Source organism: Streptomyces sp. NPDC111628 (assembly GCF_055635195.1).
Genome location: NZ_JBVKBZ010000002.1, coordinates 156474 through 177940 on the forward strand (window position 1 = coordinate 156474; position 21467 = coordinate 177940).

Sequence of the window (21467 nt, forward strand, 5' to 3'; positions counted from 1 at the left end):
GGGATCGTGGTCGGGTGACGACGCTGGAGGACCTGGCCCGGCTGCGCCGGGCCCGCGACCTGATGGACCGCGAGTACGCCGAGCCGCTCGACGTGCCGGCGCTGGCACGCGTCGCCCTCATGTCGGCGGGCCACTTCTCCCGCAGCTTCCGCGCCGCCTACGGGGAGACGCCGTACAGCTACCTGATGACGCGCCGCATCGAGCGCGCCATGGCGCTGCTGCGGCGCGGCGACATGAGCGTCACCGAGGTCTGCTTCGCGGTCGGCTGTACCTCGCTGGGGTCGTTCAGCTCGCGGTTCACCGAACTGGTCGGCGAGAGTCCGAGCGCCTACCGGGACCGCGATCACGCCGACGGGGCCGCCCTCCCGGCCTGCGTCGCGAAGGTCTACACCCGGCCGGTCAGGAACGGCGAGTCGGTCAGGAACGGCGAGTCGGTCAGGAGCGGGACGCCGGTCGGCAAGAGCGAGTCGGTCAGGAACGGAGAAGCGACGCCCGCGCCGCCGCCCGTAGCGTGACGCGCATGGACATCAGCCTCTCGCAGTGCTTCGTAGCCGTCGACGACCACGACCGGGCGCTCGCCTTCTACCGGGACGTCCTCGGCCTGGAGGTCCGGGGCGACGTCGGGTACGAAGGGATGCGCTGGGTGACCCTGGGCTCCCCGGCGCAGCCCGACGTGGACATCGTCCTCGAACCCCCGCTCGCGGACCCCAACGCCTCGGCCGCCGACCAGCAGGCGATGGCCGACCTGCTGGCCAAGGGCCACCTGCGCGGCGTCATCCTCGCCACCGACGACGTCGACGCCACCTTCGAACACGTCCGCGCCGCGGGCGCCGAGGTCCTCCAGGAACCGGTCGACCAGCCCTACGGCGTCCGCGACTGCGCCTTCCGCGACCCGGCCGGCAACATGGTGCGCTTCCACCGCCCGCGCAAGGGCTGAGAAGCCGGGGGTTTGCCGCGGGGCACAGGGGGCATGCGCAAGGTCAGTGCTTCGGACAGGAGGCACGTCCGTGGGAGCGGCACGACGCCGCCACGGATGCGTCCGTCCGGGGCCGGACGCCCTCCCACGGTGACCGCCCGACCAAGGGCCCCGTCGTCGTCACGGTGCCGCCGCCCCGCGAGCCGCAGGTTGCGAACCTCCGGCCGCGATCCGCGGGGCCGCACCGACCGGGCTGCCGTCCGGTGCGACGACGGGACCCCGCGCTCCGAGGGAGTTGCGACGCACCATGCCGATCCACGCCAGTGTGAAGCACCCGCACGACGACGCCCCCGACACCGCCGACGCCTTCCGTCGGCTCGCCACCCTTCCCGACGGTCCCGAGCACGACGCGCTGCGCGACCGGATCGTCGAGGCCTGGCTGCCCATGGCCGAACGGCTGGCGGGACGATTCCGCAGCCGCGGCGAGAGCTACGAGGACCTGCGCCAGGTCGCGGCCCTCGGCCTGGTCAAGGCCGTCGACCGGTACGACCCCGAGCGCGGCAACGCCTTCGAGAGCTACGCCGTACCCACCATCACCGGCGAGATCAAGCGTCACTTCCGCGACCACATGTGGACCCTGCACGTGCCGCGCCGGGTCCAGGAACTGCGCAACCGCGTGCGCTTCGCCGGCCAGGACCTGTCCCAGACCATCCCGGGCCGCAGGCCCACCGTCGCCGAGATCGCCGAGCGCGCCGACCTGAGCGAGGAGGACGTCCGGGTCGGGCTCGAGGCGCTGGAAAGCTTCACCGCCCTGTCCCTGGACGCCGAACTCCCCGGCAGCGAGGACGGCTACTCGCTGGGCGACGCGCTCGGCGCCCCCGACCCGGCCCTCGACACGGTCGTCGACCGCGAGGCGGTCAAGGACCGGCTGGCCGCCCTTCCCCCGCGCGAGCGCGCCATCCTCTACATGCGCTTCTTCGACGACATGACCCAGAGCCGTATCGCCGAACAGCTCGGCATCTCCCAGATGCACGTCTCCCGCCTGATCACCCGCTGCTGCGACCGGGTGCGGGAGCAGGTCCTGCGGGATCCGGGTCCGGAGGCGTGAAACCTGGGACTCACCCGCCCGGACGCTCCGTTCGCGCGAACGGAGCACGGTGACGGGCGTCCCCGTGCCGGGCGGGCTGTGATGGCCGAGGGGCGCGAGTGCAGTGCCCCGCAAGCCGTCGCTCGAAGGAGCCCGTCCCATGCGCCGCACCGCCCGCGCCCTGTCCGTCGCCGTGCTGGCCAGTGCCGCCCTCGGTCTCTCCGCGGGGGCCGGCGCGGCCGACCCGGGTGTCCCGCCGCCCCCCGCAGAGGCGGGGGAACCCGTCGTCCCGCCGCCCGCCGACGACTCGGCGGCCGTGCCCCCGCCGTCCGCAGAGGAAGCACTGCCACCGTCCGCCGGGCAAGCCGCCGCGCAGGTCAGCCCGGCGGACGCAGGCCCCGGCGACACCGTCACCGTCTCGGTCTCGTGCGGCCCGACCGGCGGGTCCGCGCCCGCGAGCCTCGACGCCACCTCGGCGGCCTTCGAGGAGGGCACCGTCGCGCTGCGGAAGGTGGCGGACGACGCGGGGACGGCGTCCGGGCCGGCCTACCGCGGCACCGCGCGCATAGCCGCCGCCGAGGACTTCGCCGCCGAGCTGCCCGCAGCGGGCACCACGGACCCGGAGGGCGCCACGGACTCCGAAGGCGCCATGGACAGCGAGCCCTCGGCCGGGACCGAGGGCTGGGCCGAGACCGGCGACGCCGCTGAGGCCACCGACGACTGGACCGTCGACGGCGCCTGCCCGGACGCCTCGGGCGGCGAGGACGGCGACCCCTGGAGCGCGACCATGAGCGTGCCGGAGGAGAGCGGCGCGGGTGCCGGTGCGGGTGCCGCTGAGCCGGCGTGCCGGGAATCCGCCGCCCCACGCGCGGGGACCTCCGCGCACGGCACGCCCTGCGCCCCCACCAAGCCCCCGTGCCCCGAACCCACCGCCTCGCGCGGTGCGGCGGTCACCCCGGGCACGTCCTGCGGCGGTGCGACGGCGGAGCACGGGGTGCGGGCCGGTGCCGGTGGGACCTTCGGCGACTCGGTGCCCGCCCTGGTCGTGGGCGGCGTCCTGATCGCGGGCGCGTGCGGGGCGGCCGCACACCGGCTGCGGCTGCGCCTGCGCGGGGAGGACGGGGAGCGCTGACCCCGCGCCGGCGCCGGTCCGGCTGTGACGCGCGCAACCGGAGCCGGAGCCTTGGCGGGGCGCCAGGGTGGGTACTGGGATCAACGAGCGGCGAGCGAAGCACCGGACCGACGGGAACGCGAACGGGAACGGGACCGACGGGACCGGGGCACGGCACGGACAGGCGGCACGGACCGCGCGGAGGTACGGCATGCGGCGCACGGACCCCGAGGGCCCGGCCACGGAAACCGGAGGCCACGAACCCGCAGGCCGCCCCGGCGCGGGTCCCGGTGCCGTGGGACACGGTCCCGTGCGGTACGGCCCGCACTTCCCCGACGACGGCCTGCCGGTGCTGCCCGAACTGTCCGCCGTGCTCGCCGCTGCCGCGGGCCGCTCACGCGGTGAACCTGCGGGCGGCGCCCCCGCCCTCCTGGACGCGGCGAGCGGCTACTGGGACCGGCGCGGCCTGACCACCGACCCCGGCCACCTCGCCGCCGCACCCGGCGCGGGCGCCCTGCTCCTCGCGCTGACCGCCGCGCTGGGCGGCGACGTCCTGGTGCCCCGCCCCTGCGCCGCCTGGTGGGCACCGTACGCACGACTGCTGGGCCGGCCCGTCTTCCACGTACCGACGCCCGCCGAGTCCGGCGGCGTACCGGACCCGTACGCCCTGCTGGAGACCGTCCGCCGGGTCCGCGCGGAGGGTGGCGACCCCCGCCTGCTGGTGCTGTCCGTCGCCGACGACCCCACCGGTACCGTCGCGCCGCCCGAGCTGCTGCACGAGACCGTCGAGGCCGCCACCGGCGAGGGACTGCACCTGGTCAGCGACGAGACCTGGCGCGACACCCTGCACGACCCGCACGCCACCGTGCTCCTCAGCCCTGCCGAGATGCTGCCCGAGCGGGTCACCGTCGTCACCGACCTGGCCGGTGCGCTGCTCCCGCCGGCCTGGCCGGCCGCCGTGGCCCGCTTCCCCGCCTCCGCCGCCGGGAACGGACTGCACGCGCGCGTGCTCGACGTGCTCACCGCGCTGGGCGCCCGGGTCGCCGCCCCCGTCGCCGCCGCCGCCGGGTACGCGCTCGGCGAACCCGAGCCGGTCACCGCGCGGCGGGCGGCCGCCGTACGCCTGCACGCGCGCGTGGCCGCCGCGGCGCACGCGGCCGTCGTCGCCTCGGGCGCCACCGCCCGCCCCCCGCAGGCAGGGCGTCACCTCTACGCCGATCTCGGCCCGCTGCGCGACGCGCTCGGCGCCGAGGGTGTCGGCGACGCCCAGGAACTGGAGGACTACCTCACCGCCCGGCTCGGCCTGCCCGCCCCCGGCGGACACCGCTTCGGCGACGACCTGCCCGCCCTGCGCGTCCGGCTCGCCACCGGCCCCCTGCTCGACGCGGGCACCGACGAGCGGCGGGCGGCATGCCTCCTGTCCCCGGACCCGTTGGAACTGCCACACGTGCAACGCGCGTTGACCGGTCTGAGGTCGGTCTTCGACGGTCTCCGCGACGCTCAGCGATGGGAGCCCCCTCGATGACGCAGCAGCCCCGGTCGACCACGAGCACCCCCGGCTCCGCCAAGGACACCGACGCGGCCGCCGCCCACCCGCCGCTCGCCGCCCCCCGGCCGCCGGCCGAGCACCGGGTGTGGCCGCGGACCTTCCACGACCGGCTGACCGCACCGCTGCCCGGTCTGAAGGCCTTCGCGAGATTCGCCCGCGAGGGCGCGGTCAGACCCGGCCCGGCCGGACTCGCCGACGTCCCCCGGCTGCCCTGCGCCCCCGGCCCGCTGCCCCGGGTGGACGCGCGCACCGTCGCCGTCACCTGGGCCGGGCACGCCAGCTGGGTGGTGCGGATCGGCGGCCTCACCGTGCTCACGGACCCGGTCTGGTCCCGCCGGATCCTCGGCACCCCGCCCCGGGTCACCCCCGTCGGCGTCCCCTGGAGCGCCCTGCCCCGCGTCGACGCCGTCGTCGTCAGCCACAACCACTACGACCACCTGGACGCCCCCACCCTGCGCAGGCTCCCGCGCGACACCCCCGTCCTGGTGCCCGCCGGTCTCGGCCGCTGGTTCCACCGCCGCCGCTTCACCCGGGTCACCGAACTGGACTGGTGGGAGGCGACCGAGCTGAACGGGGTCCGGTTCGACTTCGTCCCGGCCCACCACTGGTCCAAGCGCAGCCTCACCGACACCTGCCGCACCCTGTGGGGCGGCTGGGTGCTCACCGACCCCGACGGCCGGCGCGTCTACTTCGCCGGTGACACCGGATACGGCCACTGGTTCACCCGGATCGGCCGCCGCTATCCCGGCATCGACCTCGCCCTGCTCCCCATCGGCGCCTACGACCCCCGCTGGTGGCTCAGCGACGTGCACTGCGATCCGGAGGAGGCGGTGCGGGCCGCCCAGGACGTCGGCGCGCGCCACATGGCGCCGATGCACTGGGGCACGTTCGTGCTCTCCGCCGAGCCGGTACTGGAACCCCTCACCCGCGTACGCGCCGCCTGGCAGCGGGCGGGCCTGCCCCGCGAACGCCTGTGGGACCTGCCGATCGGCGCCTCCCGCGTGCTCGAGTGACGCTCCCCGCCCCCGCCCCGGCCCCCGTGCCCGCCGACTGCCTACGCCTTCGCCGGGCCCCGCAACCGCCGCCACACCCCCGGCGCCACACTGACCAGCACGGTCAGCGCGATCGCCACGGCCACGCCCTCCCACGGCTTGCTGAACAGGGCGCCGCTGAGAATCCCGATCAGCTGGTACGTCACCGCCCAGGCCAGACAGGCCGGCAGGTTGCCCCGGGCGAAGCGGCGCAGCGGCCACTCGGCCAGCAGACAGGCCAGCATCACCGGTATCCGGCCCGCCGGCACCAGCCGGGAGAGCACCAGCACCGCGACGTCGTGCTCGGCGAGCTTGTCCTGCGCCTGCTCCAGCCGGTCCTCCGGCGCCCGGGACCGGATCGCCTCCAGCCAGCGCGAGCCGTTCTTCGAGCCCACCCCGCGCCGGCCCAGCCAGTACAGCGCCATGTCCCCGCAGAACGCGGCCAGCGACGCCGTCGCGAACACCATCAGCATGGCGAACGGCAGCGTCTGGTGCATCGCGACCACCGCCGCCGAACTCACCAGCGCACCCGTCGGCACCACCGGCACCAGCGCCCCGATCAGCACCAGCAGGAACAGCGACGGGTAGCCGAGCGCCTGCTGCGTCGGCTCCGTCGGTATGTCCAGCGTCGCGGCCGCCAGCCAGCTCACCGCGCGACCTCCACCCGCACACTCTCGCCGTGCCCCAGCCGGTGCACCGCCACGCCCGGCGCGCGCAGCGCCGACAGGCGTACGAACTCCTGACCCGGCGTGTGGAACTCGTGGGGGCGCACGGCGTCCATCCCGATCGGCCAGTACGTGCCGTAGTGCACCGGCACCGCCGTACGCGGCGCCAGCCGCGCCAGCGCCTCGGCCGCCCGCCCCGCGTCCAGGTGTTCCGCGCCCAGGTAGGGGCCCCAGCCGCCCACCGGCAGCAGCGCCACGTCGACCGGACCGACCTCCTGCTCCATGCCGTCGAACAGGCCGGTGTCCCCGGCGAAGTACGTCCGCGCCTCGCCCTCGACGACGTAGCCGAGCGCGGGGGCGCGGTGCCGTCCGACCGGCAGTCGCCGCCCGTCGTGCCGCGCGGGGACCGCCCGTATGCGCAGGTCACCGACGGTCGTCTCGTCACCCGGCGCCACCTCGGTCAGCTCCAGGTGCCCGAGCCGCCGCAGCCCCGGCACCGCCCGTCGTGCGCCCCGGGGCACGAGCAGGCGCGTGCCCGGCGCGAGCCGCGCGAGCGACGGTACATGCAGGTGGTCGGCGTGCAGATGGGACACCAGCGCCACGTCCGCGCGCCACGCCTCGGGCGGCGGCACCGCGCCCCGCCTGCGACGCAGATGGGCCAGCCGGCGGACGAACAGAGGATCGGTGAGCACGCGGATGCCCGAATCCTCGACCGTGCAGGTGGCGTGACCCCACCACGTGAGCTCCACCGGCACTCCTTTGCCTCCTTCGCGCGACTCCCCGAAGCCTACGTCCAGGAGTAGGGTCGGCGGCGAAAACGGGAGGTGACGGGAGGTGAGGGGGGACACCATGGGGCCGGTGCGGGTGACGGCGATCGCGAGCCTGACGCCACTGGAGCAGCTGGACGACGACCCCTTCCTGGTCGACTCCCGCAGCCAGCACGCCATGTGCGCCCGCTGGGCCGCGGAGCACGGCTACGTCGTCGCCAGACAGCTGCTGGTGCGCGGTCTGCGGCCCGACCACGACGCCCTGTGGGACGGGGTGCGCCCCGGGCAGGACCTGTTCGTGGCGCCCAGCCGCCGGGTGCTGGAGAGCGCGCTGTCCTCCGTCGACGACTTCAGCGCGGAGTGCGCGCGGCGCGGCGTCCGCGTCGAGACCGTCGGCCACGCGGAACCGTCCTACGACGCCCGGATGAAGGCGTGTGTGCACCGCAGACTGTCGATGCCGACGGCCGGGTACGACGGCCGCTGACCGCCGCCGCGGGGTGTGAACCGGACCCTGGGGGACAAACGGGGACTCCGGAGCGTTGTGGCAGGGTGGGGAAGGCCCGCACGGACGACGGGCCGGGGACGTGAGGTGTGCGGAGCGTGGGTGGAGGGCGTTGGCGCCGGGTCGCCAGTCAGGTCGGGCGGAGTGTCACGGTGTGGGCCGTGTCCACCCTCACCATGCTCGTGCTCGCCGGGATCCTGCCGGACTTCCGGCTCCAGTCGCCCGACGGGGACAGCGCCACCGACATCGCCATGACCGCCGCGGTCGGCGCCGGTGCCTTCGGCCTGCTCTCCGCCCTGGTCTGGCCGCTCATGGTCCGCCTGCTGCTCCTGGTGCCGGCGCTCGTCCTCGGCCTGCTGGTCTTCTTCCTCAACGGCGGACTGCTGCTCCTCGCGATCGACGTGAACCCGGCCGGGCGCGGCGGCGTCGCCCCCGAGACGGCGGTCGTGGTGGCCGCCGTCATGTCCGCCGTCGCCTCCGCCACCGGCGGTGCCCTGGCGGTGCGCGACGACGACGCCTACCGCCGCCGCCTCTACCGCCTCGCCGACCGCCGCCGCAGATCGGGACCGCCCTGCCCGGCCGGCCCCGGCACCGTCTTTCTGCAACTGGACGGCGTCGGCCACGACGTCCTGCTCGACGCCGTCGACCGCGGCGCCATGCCCACCGTCGCCCGCTGGCTCGGCCGCGACGGCGCGTCGGCCACCCACCGGCTCGCCGAGTGGCGCACCGACTGGTCCAGCCAGACCGGCGCCAGCCAGCTCGGCATCCTGCACGGCAGCAACCACGACGTCCCCGCGTTCCGCTGGTACGAGAAGGACAGCGGCGAGGTCATGGTCTGCAACCGCCCGACCAGCGCCGCCGAACTCCAGTACCGCGCCGTGCGGCGCACCGGCGACGGCGGGCTGCTCAGCCTCGACGGCGCCAGCCGCGGCAACCTGTTCGGCGGCGGCGCCGACGAACAGGCCCTCGTGCTGTCCATAGCCACCCGCCGCCGCAGCCGCGAGACCCGCTCCAGATCCGGCTACTTCGCCTACTTCTCCGACCCGGCCAACGCCGTGCGCACCGCGATGTCCTTCGTCGCCGAGGTGTGCCGGGAGATCGGCCAGTCCACCCGCGCCCGCGTCCACAAGGTCCGCCCGCGTGTCTCCCGCGGCGGCCTCTACCCCTTCGTGCGCGCCTTCGCGACCGTCGTCGAACGCGACGTCGTCGTCGCCGCCGTGATGGGCGACATGCTCGCGGGCCGTACCGCCGTCTACGCCGACCTGGTGGCCTACGACGAGGTCGCCCACCACTCCGGGCCCGGCGGCCGGGACGCCGCCAAGGTCCTCCAGCGGCTCGACCGGTCCCTCGCCCTGATCGAGAAGGTCGCCGAGCACGCCCCCCGCCCGTACCGGGTCGTGCTCCTGTCCGACCACGGCCAGAGCCCCGGCGAGACCTTCCGCGCCCGCTACGGCCTGACCCTCGCCGACCTGGTGCGGGCCGGCTGCGGACTGCCCGTGCCGCGCAGCGCCCGGCGCACCCGCAGCGGCGCCGAGGCGCGCAACACCGTACGGGCCGCCCTGCACCGCCCCGTCGAGGAGGGCGCCGAGCAGCAGCGGCCCGCCGACACCCCCACCGGGCGCCGCTCCGAGCCGATCGTGCTGGCCTCCGGCAACCTGGGCCTGGTCTCCTTCCCGGACGTGCCGCACCGGATGACCCGCGAGGAGATCGACGCCCGCCACCCCGCCCTGCTGCCGACCCTCGCCAACCACCCCGGCATCGGCTTCCTGCTGGTGCGCAGCGAGGAACACGGCGGTGTCGTGCTCGGCGCGCGAGGCGCCGAGGTGCCCCTGGACCGGCTCGACCAGGACCCCGGGCCACTCGCCCCCTTCGGCCCCGGCGCCGCCGACGCCGTACGCCGCACGCACTCCTTCCCGCACACCGCCGACATCATGGTCAACTCCTTCCACGACCCGGCCGACGGCGAGGTCCTCGCCTTCGAGGAGCAGATCGGCTCGCACGGCGGACTCGGCGGCGCCCAGTCGCGCGCCTTCCTGCTGTCGCCGGTCGTCCTGTCCGCGCCGGTCGCCGAGGACGCGCGGATCGTCGGCGCCGAACACGTCCACCGGGTGCTGCGCCGCTGGCTGCGCGAGTCGAACGGCCCGCAGGTGCCCGTCGACCCGGTGGACGATTCGCGGCCGAACGTCGCGGGCAGCGCACCTTTTCCCGTCGCAGAGGGGTTCGTACAGGATAAAAGCGCCTGATTTGGAACGAGGCAGGACCGTGCCCGACCATGGGCGCGTCCGGCGATCCCGGACCCCGTTCCATGAGAGGCGCACCACCCCATGCACGTCACCGGGACCGTCCCCCCACCGGCTCCGGAACCGCAGGAGACCCCCGCGGCCCCCGCATCCGACAGCACCCGGCACGCCCGCCGCTTCGGGCTGCCCGTCGCCACCGCCCTGGTCATGGGCAACATCATCGGCGGCGGCATCTTCCTGCTCCCGGCCTCCGTCGCCCCCTTCGGCACCATCAGCCTGCTGGCCTTCGGCGTCCTGACCGTCGGCGCCATCGCGCTCGCGCTGGTCTTCGGCCGCCTCGCCGCCCGCGACCCGCGCACCGGCGGACCCTACGTCTACGCCCGTGAGGCCTTCGGCGACTTCGCCGGCTTCCTCGCCGCCTGGGCGTACTGGATCACCACCTGGGTGTCCAACGCGGCCCTCGCCGTCGCCGCCGTCGGCTACCTCGACGTCCTGATCCCGGTGAACGACCACCGCTGGACCGCGTGCCTGGCCGCCCTCGTCATCCAGTGGCTGCCCGCCCTCGCCAACTTCGCCGGGACCCGCTGGGTGGGCGCCGTCCAGCTGGTCTCCACCGTGCTGAAGTTCGCGCCGCTGCTGCTTGTCGCGGTCGGCGGGCTGTTCTTCTTCGACGCCGACAACCTCGGCCCGTTCAACGCGAGCGGCTCCAGCGGCATCGGCGCGGTCTCCGCCGCCGCCGCGATCCTGCTCTTCTCCTACCTCGGCGTGGAGTCCGCCGCGGTCAGCGCGGGCGAGGTCAAGGACCCCCGGCGCACCGTCGGCCGCGCCACGGTCATCGGCACCGCGGGCGCCGCCCTCGTCTACCTCCTCGGCACCCTCTCGGTCTTCGGCACCGTCGCCCACGAGAGCCTGGTCACCTCGGACGCCCCCTTCTCGGACGCCGTGAACGCCATGTTCGGCGGCGCCTGGGGCGGCTGGGCCGTCGCGCTGGCCGCCCTGGTCTCGATGACGGGCTGCCTCAACGGCTGGACCCTGCTCAGTGCCCAGACCCCGTACGCGGCGGCCAGGGACGGCCTCTTCCCGGCCGCGTTCGCGCGCAAGCGGCGCGGGGTGCCCACCGTCGGCGTCGGCGTCACCGTCGTCCTCGCCTCGCTGCTCACCGTCTACAACTACACGTCCGGCTCGGCGAAGGTCTTCGAGGTCCTGGTCCTCGTCACCACCTTCACCGCCACCGTGCCCTACCTGCTGGCCACCGCCGCCCAGCTCTTCCACCTGCTCTCCGGGCAGGGCGAGAAGGTCGACCGGGCCCGCCTGGTCCGGGACGGCGTCGTCGCGTCGGTCGCGGCGGCCTTCTCCCTGTGGCTGGTCGCGGGCGCCGGTTACGCGGCGGTCTACCAGGGCGTGCTGTTCCTCTTCGCCGGCGTGCTCGTGTACGCGGTGATGGCGGCCCGCAGGCGGCGCGCGGAGACGTCCAGCGCCCCGTAATTCGGCTGCGCGGCACCCCGGCGGACACGCACACTGGGCCGGTCACCTCCCGACCCCTCTCCCGCCAAGGAGCCCCTGCGTGCAGGCAGCCGTCACCGTCACTCCCGCCCGCCTCCCGGAACTGCTGCTCGGCCTCGCCACCGTGCGGCCGGTCTTCCTGTGGGGCGCACCCGGCATCGGCAAGTCCTCCCTGGTGAGGAACTTCGCCGACTCGCTGGGCCTGGAGTGTGTGAGCCTGCTCGGCACCCAGCTCGCGCCCGAGGACCTGATCGGCGTCCCGCAGATCCGGGACGGCCGGTCGGTGTTCTGCCCGCCGGAGTCCATCGCCCGCGACGAGCCGTACTGCCTCTTCCTGGACGAGCTGAACGCGGCCACCCCGGACGTGCAGAAGGCGTTCTACTCGCTCATCCTGGACCGCCGCATCGGGAACTACGAACTCCCCAAGGGCTCCCTCGTCATCGGCGCCGGAAACCGCGCCACCGACAACGCGCTCGCCCGCCCCATCGCGTCCGCACTGGTCAACCGCCTCACCCACGTCCACCTGGACGCCTCGGCCAAGGACTGGCTGGTGTGGGCCGGCGAGCACGACATCCACCCGTGGATCACCGACCACCTCACCGACCGCCCCGACCACCTGTGGTCCAAGCCGCCCAAGACCGAGGAGCCGTTCTCCACCCCGCGCTCCTGGCACATGCTCTCCGATGCCCTGCACTCCTTCGGCCAGGACCTCGACGAGGAGACCCTGAAGGTCCTCGCCCACGGCACCCTCACCCCGGCCCACGCGACCGCCTTCTGCGGCTACGTCAAGATCGTCCGCAGCCGGTTCGGCATCGAGGCGATCCTCAAGGGCGAGGCCCGCTGGCCCAGCCGCCTCCAGGACCGCGACCTGCTCTACTACCTCGCCGAGTCCTTCCGCGGCCGCCTGGTCAAGGAACTGCCCGCGAGCAAGGAGCACATGTCGGCGAACGGCCGCCAGACCGCCTACCGCGCCAAGTCGCTGCTCGTGCAGCTCGCCGAGATCTCCGTCGAGGTCGCCCAGAGCGTCATCGCCTCCGACGCCGACGGCAACCCGCTGCTGCCCGCCTGGTTCCTGGTCGAGGCCGCCCGCGACATGCCCCGGCTGGTGGAGGCCCGCCGGTGAGCCGCGCCCGCAAGCAGAAGCAGCAGCAGAAGAAGAAGGACCCCGCCGCCGAGGACTGCGCCAAGGGCGTGCAGCTCGCCTGGGCCAACCCGGCGCTCGCGGCGATGCAGGTCAAGCTGTGCCGGGAGGAGGAGTGCAGGGTCGCGCCCCGGCAGGGCCTCGCCCGGGTCGACTCCGACCGCCGGGTCCACCTGCACCCCACCCGCCACGCCGAGCCCGCCGACTGGGCCTGGGCCATCGCCCACGCCCTGATCCACCTCGGCTTCGGCCACGTCCCCGCGGCCCATGGCGAGCGCGTCCAGCCCGACCGGTACGACCTCGCCGCCCGCTGCACCGTCGTCAACCGCTTCCTGGCGACCTTCCCGGTCGGCCGCACCCCGGACCACCTGCCGCCGACGTACCCCGACGGCGACGAGGAGCGCATCGCCGCCGCCTGGCGCCGCGAGGGCGGCATCCCCGCCGCCTACGAGCACTGCGGCACCGCCGGCGGCGACCCCGACCAGCTGCTCGTCCCCTGGGACGCCTGGAACCCGCAGGTCCCCGACTGGCAACTGGCCTTCGCCCACGCCCTGACCCGCACCATGTCCACCGCCCTCGACCTCGCGGGCGGCCGCCGCGACGCCATGCTCGGCGGACCCACCCGACTTCAGCCCTGGCAGCGGGCCCTCAGCTGGTTCGTCTCCTCCTACCCCCTCCTCGGCGGCATCGCCTCCGGCATCACCCTTGTCGCCGACGCCGAACTGGCCCGCGCCCACGGCATCTCCGTCGCGGCCGTCAACGCCGAGGCGGGGGAGATCTACGTCAACCCCCTGCGCCGGTACGACGACGAGGAATGGCGTTTCATCCTGGCCCACGAGATGCTGCACGCCGCCCTGCGCCACGGCGACCGCTGCGGCACCCGCGACCCGTACCTGTTCAACGTGGCCTGCGACTACGTCATCAACGGCTGGCTCGTCGAGATGCAGGTCGGCACCATGCCCGAAGGCCTGCTCCACGACCCGGAGCTGGCCGGGCTCTCCGCCGAGGAGGTCTACGACCGCATCGCCGACGACCTGCGCCGCATGCGCCGCCTGTCCACCCTCCGCGGCAAGGGCGTCCCCGACGTCCTCGGCGGCCCGCTCGGCTCGCCCCGCGACCACGTCGACCTCGACGGCTTCTACCGCCGGGGCCTGGCCCAGGGCTTCGACCTGCACCAGCAGCAGGGGCGCGGCTTCCTGCCCGGCGGCCTGGTCGAGGAGATCCGCGCCCTCAGCCACCCGCCGCTGCCCTGGGACGCCCGGCTGGCCCGCTGGTTCGACGAGTACGTGCCCCGCCCCGAGCCCGTCCGGTCCTTCGCCCGCCCCTCGCGGCGTCAGGCGGCCACCCCCGACATCCCGCGCGCGGGACGGTACTTCCCCCCGGAGGAGATCGCCCGCTGCACCTTCGGCGTGGTCCTGGACACCTCCGGCTCCATGGACCGCACCCTGCTCGGCAAGGCGCTCGGCGCCATCGCCTCCTACGCCGAGGCCCGCGACGTGCCCGCCGCCCGGGTCGTGTTCTGCGACGCCGCGCCCCACGACGCCGGGTACCTGCCCGTCACGGACATCGCCGGGAGGGTGCGGGTGCACGGCCGCGGCGGCACCGTCCTGCAGCCCGGCGTGGACCTGCTGCTGCGCGCCGACGACTTCCCGCCCACCGCTCCGGTCCTCGTCATCACCGACGGCTGGTGCGACGCGCTGCGGGTGCGGCGCGAACACGCCTACCTGATCCCGCAGGGCGCGCGGCTGCCGTTCACGGCCCGAGGGCCGGTCTTCCGGGTGAGCTGAGCCGGAGTGTGATCGGATGGGGGGTGGGAGCCCGGCCGCCGGGCTCCCACCGCCCAGCTACAGCAAGAGAATTCGAGAGGAACCGCCGTGGCAACCACGCGCTCCGCACACACCGTCTGGGAAGGCAACCTGCTCGAGGGCAACGGTGTCGTCACCTTCGACTCGTCCGGCATCGGCGAGCAGCCGGTGTCGTGGCCGTCGCGCGCCGAGCAGGCGAACGGCAAGACCAGCCCCGAAGAGCTGATCGCCGCCGCCCACTCCAGCTGCTTCTCCATGGCGCTGTCGCACGGCCTGGCCGGCGCCGGCACCCCGCCCACCAAGCTCACCACCTCCGCCGACGTCACCTTCCAGCCCGGCGAGGGCATCAAGGGCATCCACCTCACCGTGGAGGGCACCGTCCCCGGCCTGGACAACGACGCGTTCGTCGCCGCCGCCGAGGACGCCAAGAAGAACTGCCCGGTCAGCCAGGCCCTGACCGGCACCACCATCACCCTGTCGGCCAAGCTGGCCTAGCCGGACAGTCGGACAGGACGCTAGGAGCCCGCGCGCTCCCAGCCCCGCCGGTCCGGGCGCGGCCCCAGCTGCCTGGGGTCGCGCGACCGGTAGACCACGTACGGCCGGGTCAGGTACTGCAGGGGCGCGCTGAACATGTGCACCAGACGGGTGTAGGGCACCAGGGCGATCAGCACCATCCCGACCACCGCGTGCACGTGGTACAGCACCGGGACGCCCGCCATCAGCTCCGTCTTAGGGTTCAGGGTGAACAGGCTGCGCGCCCACGGGGCGATGGTGCTGCGGTAGTCGTAGCCGTTGCCGGAGGTGTCGGAGAGCTTGGCGATCATGCCGAGGAGCAGGGCGCCGAGCAGGAAGACGTACATGAGCTTGTCGTTGGCCGTGGTGGCCCGGAAGACCGGCGCGTTGGTGCGGCGCCGGTAGATCAGGATGCCGATCCCGGCGACCGCGAGGACCCCGGAGACGGTGCCGCCGTAGAGCGAGAACAGGTGGTACGCGTGCTCGCTGATGCCGATGGACTGCGTCCAGGACGCCGGGATGAACAGGCCGATCAGGTGGCCGGCGAGCACGAAGAGGATGCCGTAGTGGAAGACCGGCGAGGCGATGTTCAGCAGCTTGGACTCGTAGACCTGCGAGGAGCGGGTCGTCCAGCCGAAGCGGTCGTAGCGGTGCCGCCAGACGAGGCCCGCGATCAGCAGCGCGAAGGCGGCGTAGGGCAGCACGCCCCACAGGAAGACGTTCATCGGCGGGCTCCGGTGGGTGCGGGCGGCAGGGTGGCGCACACGGCGTCCAGGACGCAGGCGTAGGGCGTGCCGAAGGCGGTGAGCCGGGCGCGCAGCTGGTCCAGGGCGTCACGGTGCTCGGTGAGCATCCCCATGTCCCCGGTGCGGGAGACGAACTCCAGGACCGCCGGCAGGAAGTCCGGCAGCTCCTCGCCGGTGAACTCCAGGCCGTGCCTGCGGTACAGCTCCTTGAAGCGGACCAGGGACATCCCGCGGTTGCGGGTGTCGCCGTCGGTCCACCAGCTCAGGTACAGGCTGTGCCGGTTCCTGAAGTCGAAGACCTCGACATAGTGGGCCTGGAGTTCACCCTGCCCGGTCGCCGCCGCGTGGTCGGTGAAGCCGCGCAGTTGCGGCGCCGCCTCGCGCAGCAGCGGCAGCCGGGCGCGGAAGTCGTCGTCGGGATACGTCAGACAGAGCGCCGCCGCCTGGTACAGGACCTCGAAGCCGGGCATCGGATCAGACCTCCCTCTCGTCGTCCGCGGTCTGTCGCCTGCGCAGGATGTGGAAGTTCTCCACCGGCACCAGCGGCAGCCGCTTGCGCCCCGAGTCCTGGCCGAACGGCCCGTCGCCGCCCATGCCGGGGCCGCCGTCGGTGTCCAGGCTGCACGTGTCCGGCAGCGCGGACGCCTCCAGCCGGTGTGCGTCCCCGACGGCCGCCGTCGGAATCACGTACCGCTCCTCGTACTTGGCGATCGCCAGCAGCCGGTACATCTCCTGGATCTCCTCGGGGCGCATGCCGACGCCCGCGCAGACGGCCGGGTCGGGGTCCTCGCCGAGGTTGACCGACCGCATGTGGGCCCGCATCGCGGCGAGTTTCTCCAGCGACGCCCGCACCGGCCCGGTGTCGCCGGCCGTGAACAGCTCGGCCAGGTACTCCAGCGGGATGCGCAGCGTGTCGATGGCGCCGAAGAGGTTGTCGGCGTCCTCGCCGTCGTGCCCGGTCTCGGTCAGCGCGTCCACGACCGGGGACAGCGGCGGGATGTACCAGACCATCGGCATCGTGCGGTACTCCGGGTGCAGTGGCAGCGCCACCCTGTACTTGCTGACCAGCGTGTGCACGGGGGAGCGGCGGGCCGCCTCGATCCAGTCGAACGGGATGCCCGCCTCCTCGGCGGCCCGCCGCACCCCGGGATCCTCCGGGTCGAGGAAGACACCCAACTGCGCCTCGTACAGGTCGCGTTCGTTCGGTGTCTCGGCGGCCTCGGTCACCTTGTCGGCGTCGTAGAGGACGACCCCCAGGTACCTGAGCCGCCCCACGCAGGTCTCCGAGCAGACGGTGGGCTGGCCCACCTCGATGCGCGGATAGCAGAAGGTGCACTTCTCCGCCTTGCCGGTGCGGTGGTTGAAGTACACCTTCTTGTACGGGCAGCCGGTCACGCACATCCGCCAGCCCCGGCAGCGGTCCTGGTCGACCAGGACGATGCCGTCCTCCGAGCGCTTGTACATCGCCCCCGACGGGCACGACGCCACGCACGACGGGTTCAGGCAGTGCTCGCAGATGCGCGGCAGGTAGAACATGAAGGTCTCTTCGTACGCGAACCGCACCTTCTCCGAGGCCTGTTGCCGGGTGCGCTCCACCATGGGGTCCAGGTCGCCGTAGGCGGGGGCACCGCCCAGGCTGTCGTCCCAGTTCGAGGACCAGCCGATCTTCATCGGTTTGCCGTCCAGCTGCGAGACCGGGCGCGCGACGGGGTAGTCGGTGCCGAGCGGGGCGTCGGTGAGGTTCTTGTAGTCGTACGTCCAGGGCTCGTAGTAGTCCTTGATCTCCGGGAGCCGCGGGTTGGAGAAGATCCCGGCGAGCTTCTTGAACCGGCCGCCCGCCTTCAGCCGCAGCGCGCCCCGCCGGTTCAGCTCCCAGCCGCCCTGCCACTTCTCCTGGTCCTCGTAGCGGCGCGGGTAGCCCTGTCCCGGGCGGGTCTCGACGTTGTTGAACCAGACGTACTCCATGCCCCGCCGGTTGGTCCACGCCTGCTTGCAGGTGACCGAACAGGTGTGGCAGCCGATGCACTTGTCTAGGTTCATGACCATCGCGACCTGGGCCATCGGACGCATCAGTACTCGACCTCCTGGGAGCGGCGGCGGATCACCGTCACCTCGTCGCGCTGGTTGCCCGTCGGACCCAGGTAGTTGAACGCCCAGGACAACTGGGCGTAGCCGCCGATGAGATGGGTCGGCTTGAGGAGCAGACGGGTGAGTGAGTTGTGGACGCCGCCGCGCTTCCCGGTCGTCTCCGTGAGCGGGACGTTGACCGTGCGTTCCTGGGCGTGGTGCATGAAGACCGTGCCGGGCGGCATGCGGTGCGAGACGATCGCGCGGGCCACCACCACGCCGTTGCGGTTGACCGCCTCGATCCAGTCGTCGTCCGCGACCCCGATCGCCGCCGCGTCCTCGGCGGACATCCAGATGGTCTGACCGCCGCGGGACAGCGCCAGCATGAACAGGTTGTCCTGGTACTCGGAGTGGATCGACCACTTGTTGTGCGGGGTGAGGTAGCGGACCGTCACCTCGCGGTGCCCGTCGGGACCGAGTCGCGGTTCGCCGAACAGCCGGTGCATGTCCAGCGGCGGCCGGTACACGGGCAGTGCCTCGCCCAGCTCGTGCATCCAGTCGTGGTCGACGAAGAAGTGCTGCCGGCCGGTGAGGGTGTGCCAGGGCTTGAGGTGCTCGGTGTTGAGCGTGAACGCCGTGTAGCGCCGCCCGCCCGCCTCGCTGCCCGACCATTCCGGAGAGGTGATCACCGGCACCGGCGCCGCCTGGGTGTCGGCGTAGGTGATGCGCTTGCCCTCGTGCTCGGCGGCCAGGTGGGCCATCTCCTGCCCGGTCTTCGCCTCCAGGGTGTGGAAACCCTGGGTCGCCAGTCGCCCGTTGGTGGTGCCGGACAGCGACAGGATGGTGTTGGCCGCCTTCACCGCCGTGTCCAGCGCCGGGCGCCCGTCGGCCGGGCCGCCGCGCACCGTGCCGTTCAGGTCCCGCAGCCGCGCCACCTCCTCGTCCGGCCGCAGGGTGATGCCCTTGGCGGGCAGCCCCTTGTCCTCCACCAGCGGGCCCAGCGCCGCGAACTTCGCCCCGATCGCGGTGTAGTCGCGCTCCACGACGACGAGGTTCGGCATGGTCTTCCCGGGCTCCGGCTCGCACTCCCCGCGCCGCCAGTCCCGCACGACACCGCCCGGCTGGGCGATCTCGCCCGGGGTGTCGTGCTGGAGCGGCGCCGCCACCAGGTCCTTGCGCACCCCGAGATGCTCCTTGGCCAGCTCGCTCAGTTTCTCCGCGAGGAGCTTGAAGGTGTCGAAGTCGGTGCGCGCCTGCCACGGCGGGCTGACCGCCGGGGAGAAGGCGTGCACGTAGGGGTGCATGTCCGTGCTGGACAGGTCGTGCTTCTCGTACCAGGTCGCGGCGGGCAGCACCACGTCGGACAGCAGCGTGGACGAGGTGTGCCGGAAGTCCAGCGACAGCAGCAGGTCGAGCTTCCCTTCGGGCGCCTCCTCGTGCCAGACCACGTCCCGGGGCCGCTCGCCGGGCGCCGCCTCCTCGGCCCGCAGCGAGGACTGGGTGCCCAGCAGGTGCTTGGTGAAGTACTCGGCGCCCTTGCCGGACGAACCGAGCAGATTGGCCCGCCACAGGGTCACGATCCGCGGCCAGTTCTCGGGCGCGTCCGGGTCCTCGCCCGCGAACTTCAGGGTTCCCGCCCGCAGTTCGGCCACCGCGTTCGCCACCGGGTCGCCGAAGGTCTCGCCCAGCTCCAGCGGGTTGCGGTCGAAGGTCGGGTACGAGGGCATCCAGCCGGTGCGCGCCGACAGGGCGAGACAGTCCGCGCCCGCCATCCCGGCCAGCCGCCCCTCGCCCAGCGGCGAGGCGAGGACGTCGGCGCGGAAACGGTCGTAGCGCCACTGGTCGGTGTGCAGGTACCAGTACCCGGTGCCGATCGCCTGGCGCGGCGGGCGCGACCAGTCCGACGCGGCGGCCAGCGATGCCCAGCCGGTCACCGGGCGGCACTTCTCCTGGCCAACGTAGTGCGCCCAGCCGCCGCCGTTGCGGCCCTGGCAGCCGGTGAGCTGGAGCAGGGCGAGGAAGCCCCGGTAGATCGTCTCGGAGTGGAACCAGTGGTTGGTGCCCGCGCCCATGAGGATCATGCAGCGGCCCTTGGAGCGTTCGGCGGTGCGCGCGAACTCCCGGGCGATGCGCACGCAGGCCGCCGCCGGGACCGAGGTGTGCGTCTCCTGCCAGGCCGGGGTGGCGGGCGCGTCGGCGTCCTCGTACGACGCCGGCCAGTCGCCCGGCAGGTCCGGCCGGGCCACGCCGTACTGGGCCAGCATCAGGTCGAAGACCGTCGTCACCAGCGGCCCGGTCGCCCCGCCGAGGCGCGTCGCCGGCACCCCGCGGCGCAGGACGTCGCCGCGTCCCTGCCCGTGTGTGCCGCCCTCGGTGTCGAAGCGGGGAAGGAGCACTTCCACGCCCGAGCCCATCTCGTGGCCGTGCAGGCTCAGCCGGGGGCGTACGTCGCCCAGGTCCAGGTTCCACTTCCCCCGGTCGGCGTCGTTCCAGCGGAAGCCCAGCGAGCCGTTCGGGACGACCGCGCGGCCCGTCGCCTCGTCCAGGACGACCGTCTTCCAGCGGGCGTCGTCGCCGCCCTGCCCCAGGTCGGCGGCGCGCAGGAACTTGTCCGGCACGTACGCCCCGTCCCGCTCGGTCAGCGTCACCAGGAACGGCAGGTCGGTGAAGCGCCGTACGTAGTCGTCGAAGAACGGGGTGACGCGGTCGACGAAGAACTCCTTGAGCACCACGTGCCCCATCGCCATCGCCAGCGCGGCGTCCGTCCCGGGGTGCGGGTGCAGCCACTGGTCGGCGAACTTGGTGTTGTCGGCGTAGTCGGGCGAGACCACGACCACCTTCTGACCCCGGTAGCGGGCCTCCGCCATCCAGTGCGCGTCCGGCGTGCGGGTCACCGGCACGTTGGTGCCCCACATGATGAGGTACGCCGCGTCCCACCAGTCGCCCGACTCCGGCACGTCCGTCTGGTCGCCGAAGACCTGTGGGGACGCCACGGGCAGGTCGGCGTACCAGTCGTAGAACGACAGCATCGGGGCGCCGATCAGCGAGTGGAAGCGGGCGCCCGCCGCGTGCGACACCATCGACATGGCGGGGATGGGGGAGAAGCCCGCGATGCGGTCGGGGCCCTGGGTGCGGATCGTGTGCACGTGGGCGGCGGCGATCATCTCGACCGCCTCGTCCCAGCTCGCCCGGACCAGGCCGCCCTTGCCGCGCGCCCGCTGGTAGCGCCCGCGCCGCTCCGGGTCGCCCTGGATGTCGGCCCAGGCCAGCACCGGGTCCTCCAGCCGGGCCTTCGCCTCGCGGTACATCGTCAGCAGCACGCCGCGCACGTACGGGTAGCGCACGCGGGTGGGGGAGTAGGTGTACCAGGAGAACGCCGCGCCACGGGGGCAGCCGCGCGGCTCGTACTCGGGACGGTCGGGGCCGACCGACGGATAGTCCGTGGCCTGGGTCTCCCAGGTGATGATGCCGTCCTTGACGTACACGTTCCACCGGCACGAACCCGTGCAGTTCACGCCGTGCGTCGACGTCACGACCTTGTCGTGGCTCCAGCGGTCCCGGTAGAAGGCGTCCGCCTCGCGCCCGCCGACCAGTCCGATGCTGTGCAGGTCGGGTGCGGCGGTGCCCGGCCGGAAGAACCGTCCCGCGCGCAGCAGCGCCGCGCCCGGCTCGGTGGGCGGTGTCCGCGTGTCGGTCACGTGCGCTCCCTTGCTCACCCGGTCCCGGGTGCTCGCCAGGCCCTGGTTCACGAACCTAGGGCCGGGCGCGGGAGCGCACCTGTTCGCGGCGCCCGTACGGGTCAGGGGCGGGCCGCCGGACGGCAG

General features: G+C 73.7%; 18 protein-coding genes. 12 read left to right on the forward strand and 6 right to left on the reverse strand.

Annotation, left to right across the window (positions count from 1 at the left end; all coding sequences use genetic code 11):
* Positions 1-14: 14 nt before the first annotated feature.
* From ACZ7MF_RS08735 to ACZ7MF_RS08760, 6 genes are all read left to right on the forward strand, one after another.
* The gene (locus tag ACZ7MF_RS08735) at positions 15-515 is read left to right on the forward strand and encodes a helix-turn-helix transcriptional regulator (RefSeq protein ID WP_471475364.1); all 501 of its coding nucleotides are present in this window, start codon (positions 15-17) and stop codon (positions 513-515) included.
* 5 nt (positions 516-520) lie between these two features.
* Complete coding sequence (locus tag ACZ7MF_RS08740; protein ID WP_471475365.1) at positions 521-937, forward strand: VOC family protein; 417 nt, start codon at positions 521-523, stop codon at positions 935-937.
* Positions 938-1223: 286 nt separating this feature from the next.
* Entirely contained in the window at positions 1224-2024 is an 801-nt protein-coding gene (locus tag ACZ7MF_RS08745; RefSeq protein ID WP_356865048.1) for an RNA polymerase sigma factor SigF, read from the forward strand.
* A gap of 139 nt (positions 2025-2163) precedes the next feature.
* On the forward strand, positions 2164-3135 hold the full coding sequence (locus ACZ7MF_RS08750) for a hypothetical protein (RefSeq protein ID WP_471475366.1): 972 nt from the start codon (positions 2164-2166) through the stop codon (positions 3133-3135).
* 190 nt (positions 3136-3325) lie between these two features.
* Positions 3326-4639, forward strand: coding sequence for an aminotransferase class I/II-fold pyridoxal phosphate-dependent enzyme (locus tag ACZ7MF_RS08755; protein ID WP_471475368.1), 1314 nt, complete (start codon positions 3326-3328; stop codon positions 4637-4639).
* Positions 4636-5676, forward strand: coding sequence for an MBL fold metallo-hydrolase (locus tag ACZ7MF_RS08760; RefSeq protein ID WP_471475369.1), 1041 nt, complete (start codon positions 4636-4638; stop codon positions 5674-5676). The genes ACZ7MF_RS08755 and ACZ7MF_RS08760 overlap by 4 nt, the downstream gene beginning before the upstream one ends.
* Positions 5677-5717: 41 nt before the next feature.
* On the opposite strand, the gene ACZ7MF_RS08765 is transcribed toward ACZ7MF_RS08760, so the two are convergent.
* Both ACZ7MF_RS08765 and ACZ7MF_RS08770 read right to left on the reverse strand, forming a co-directional pair.
* Positions 5718-6344, reverse strand: a complete 627-nt coding sequence (locus ACZ7MF_RS08765) for a DedA family protein (RefSeq protein WP_471475370.1) — start codon at positions 6342-6344, stop codon at positions 5718-5720.
* Complete coding sequence (locus ACZ7MF_RS08770; RefSeq protein WP_356865058.1) at positions 6341-7114, reverse strand: MBL fold metallo-hydrolase; 774 nt, start codon at positions 7112-7114, stop codon at positions 6341-6343. The genes ACZ7MF_RS08765 and ACZ7MF_RS08770 overlap by 4 nt, the downstream gene beginning before the upstream one ends.
* Before the next feature lie 94 nt (positions 7115-7208).
* On the opposite strand from ACZ7MF_RS08770, the gene ACZ7MF_RS08775 reads away from it, so the two are divergent.
* From ACZ7MF_RS08775 to ACZ7MF_RS08800, 6 genes are all read left to right on the forward strand, one after another.
* Positions 7209-7610, forward strand: a complete 402-nt coding sequence (locus ACZ7MF_RS08775) for a hypothetical protein (RefSeq protein WP_109028509.1) — start codon at positions 7209-7211, stop codon at positions 7608-7610.
* A 107-nt stretch (positions 7611-7717) separates the two neighbouring features.
* On the forward strand, positions 7718-9871 hold the full coding sequence (locus ACZ7MF_RS08780; RefSeq protein WP_471475372.1) for a phage holin family protein: 2154 nt from the start codon (positions 7718-7720) through the stop codon (positions 9869-9871).
* Positions 9872-9952: 81 nt separating this feature from the next.
* The gene (locus ACZ7MF_RS08785) at positions 9953-11353 is read left to right on the forward strand and encodes an amino acid permease (RefSeq protein ID WP_471475373.1); all 1401 of its coding nucleotides are present in this window, start codon (positions 9953-9955) and stop codon (positions 11351-11353) included.
* Between the two features lie 79 nt (positions 11354-11432).
* Complete coding sequence (locus ACZ7MF_RS08790) at positions 11433-12494, forward strand: ATP-binding protein (protein WP_471475374.1); 1062 nt, start codon at positions 11433-11435, stop codon at positions 12492-12494.
* The gene (locus tag ACZ7MF_RS08795; protein WP_471475376.1) at positions 12491-14299 is read left to right on the forward strand and encodes a vWA domain-containing protein; all 1809 of its coding nucleotides are present in this window, start codon (positions 12491-12493) and stop codon (positions 14297-14299) included. The genes ACZ7MF_RS08790 and ACZ7MF_RS08795 overlap by 4 nt, the downstream gene beginning before the upstream one ends.
* A gap of 87 nt (positions 14300-14386) precedes the next feature.
* Complete coding sequence (locus ACZ7MF_RS08800) at positions 14387-14812, forward strand: OsmC family protein (protein WP_003972448.1); 426 nt, start codon at positions 14387-14389, stop codon at positions 14810-14812.
* A 20-nt stretch (positions 14813-14832) separates the two neighbouring features.
* Here ACZ7MF_RS08800 and narI read toward each other — a convergent pair whose 3' ends face one another.
* The 4 genes from narI to ACZ7MF_RS08820 are packed head-to-tail and all read right to left on the reverse strand — an operon-like array spanning position 14833 to position 21341.
* Complete coding sequence (narI, locus tag ACZ7MF_RS08805) at positions 14833-15555, reverse strand: respiratory nitrate reductase subunit gamma (RefSeq protein ID WP_356865070.1); 723 nt, start codon at positions 15553-15555, stop codon at positions 14833-14835.
* Positions 15552-16046, reverse strand: a complete 495-nt coding sequence (gene narJ, locus ACZ7MF_RS08810; protein ID WP_471475378.1) for a nitrate reductase molybdenum cofactor assembly chaperone — start codon at positions 16044-16046, stop codon at positions 15552-15554. Before narJ ends, narI begins: the two co-directional genes overlap by 4 nt.
* 4 nt (positions 16047-16050) lie before the next feature.
* Positions 16051-17646, reverse strand: coding sequence for a nitrate reductase subunit beta (gene narH / locus ACZ7MF_RS08815; protein WP_471475379.1), 1596 nt, complete (start codon positions 17644-17646; stop codon positions 16051-16053).
* Positions 17646-21341 carry a nitrate reductase subunit alpha gene (locus ACZ7MF_RS08820; protein WP_471475381.1) on the reverse strand — a complete coding sequence of 1232 codons (3696 nt, stop codon included), beginning with the start codon at positions 21339-21341 and terminating at the stop codon, positions 17646-17648. Before ACZ7MF_RS08820 ends, narH begins: the two co-directional genes overlap by 1 nt.
* Positions 21342-21467: the final 126 nt, after the last annotated feature.